At 40.0% G+C, this 1669-nt stretch carries 2 protein-coding genes; one reads left to right on the top strand and one right to left on the bottom strand.

Annotation, left to right across the window (positions count from 1 at the left end; genetic code table 11):
- The first annotated feature begins 255 nt into the window (after positions 1 to 255).
- Positions 256 to 1403 (top strand): IS3 family transposase gene (locus AB0I81_RS64000; RefSeq protein ID WP_152023957.1). Its coding sequence is split into 2 segments (ribosomal slippage): positions 256 to 508 and positions 508 to 1403, totalling 1149 coding nucleotides; the frame shifts between segments, so codons are not numbered across the junction.
- Positions 1404 to 1513: 110 nt separating this feature from the next.
- On the opposite strand, the gene AB0I81_RS64005 is transcribed toward AB0I81_RS64000, so the two are convergent.
- The gene (locus AB0I81_RS64005; protein WP_360680706.1) at positions 1514 to 1642 is read right to left on the bottom strand and encodes a hypothetical protein; all 129 of its coding nucleotides are present in this window, start codon (positions 1640 to 1642) and stop codon (positions 1514 to 1516) included.
- Between the last annotated feature and the right edge of the window lie 27 nt (positions 1643 to 1669).

A 1669-nucleotide genomic window follows, 5' to 3' on the forward strand; every position in this document is an offset into this window, starting at 1 on the left:
CCGCACGCCGGGGGAGAGGTCCGTACCGGCGATGCGCACGAACTCCGGCCGCACCCCGATCCGCACGGGACCGGTAAATTTTCCCCCATAAGCCAAAGCACCGTAAAACCGTGTACTTGATAATTTTCTGTCCGTTCTTTTAAACGTTTCATAGAATGGACTATTATCAAATAAATAGACATAAAAAAGAAAAGCGTTTGGAAAGGTTATAATAAACTAGACACAAAGTTAAGAGAAATCGTGGAAAGGTTTATTATGGCAAGAAGAAAATTCGATAAACAATTTAAAAATTCTGCAGTAAAACTCATTCTTGAAGAGGGTTTCTCTGTTAAAGAAGTCAGCCAAGAGCTTGAGGTTCATGCCAATAGTCTTTATCGCTGGGTTCAAGAAGTTGAAGAATATGGAGAAAGTGCTTTTCCAGGCAATGGGACAGCCCTAGCTAATGCCCAACATAAGATTAAATTGTTAGAGAAAGAAAATCGTTATCTTCAGGAGGAACTTGAACTTCTAAAAAAGTTCCGGGTCTTCTTGAAGCGAAGCAAGTAAAACGTTTTGAATTTCTCTTGAAACATCATGGGAAGATAAAAATTAAACATGCAGTAAAAGTTCTTAAGGTTTCTCGCTCAGGTTTCTATGAATACATGCATCGTCGTCCTTCAAAACAACAAGTGGAGAGAGAAATTCTCTCAGAGAAGATAAAAGCTGTCTTTCATGAGCATAAGGGACGCTATGGTGCGGTTAGAATTACCAAGGTACTTCATAATACTGGTATTATGACCAACACGAAACGTGTTGGGAAACTGATGCACTTGATGGGACTTTATGCCAAGGGAAGCCGTTATAAATATAAACATTACAACAGAAAAGGAGCTTCGCTTTCAAGACCCAATTTAATTAATCAGATCTTTAAAGCAACAGCTCCTAATAAAGTATGGCTGGGAGACATGACCTATATCCCTACCAAAGAAGGCACCTTATACTTAGCCGTGAATATCGACGTTTTTTCACGTAAGATTGTAGGCTGGTCAATGTCTTCACGGATGCAAGATAAACTGGTGAGGGATTGCTTCTTACAAGCTTGTGGGAAAGAACATCCTCAGCCTGGCTTGATTGTCCATACTGATCAAGGGAGTCAATATACAAGCTCTCGTTATCAATCTACTCTTCGTCAAGTCGGTGCTCAATCTAGCATGAGTCGTAAAGGAAATCCCTATGACAATGCAATGATGGAGTCTTTTTATAAGACGCTAAAGAGGGAGCTTATTAATGATGCTCATTTTGAGACAAGAGCTGAGGCTACTCAAGAAATATTTAAATACATTGAGACCTATTACAATACAAAAAGGATGCATTCAGGTCTTGATTACAAGTCTCCAAAAGACTTTGAAAAATATAATTCTTAAATTCTCTTAACTCCGTGTCTAGTTTTTCGTTGACTTTCCAAAAATATAGCTCATTTTGTGTCTAAATATTTGACATTGGTCCACTTTAATTGTCTTTAACTTTTCACTCATCATAAGTCCTGCCTTTTAACCGTAGGTAGATATTGCTCGATTGCTTTCTTCAAATACTTAGCGATATTGTGCTTAGAATATTCTAGGCCGGCGTAGCCGGGGGCGTGGCGGCGGTTGAAGCCGACCATGAGGGATCTGTCCTGGGCCCGCGCCAG

Source organism: Nonomuraea sp. NPDC050404, from assembly GCF_040655495.1.
In the GTDB taxonomy this organism is placed as follows: domain Bacteria; phylum Actinomycetota; class Actinomycetes; order Streptosporangiales; family Streptosporangiaceae; genus Nonomuraea.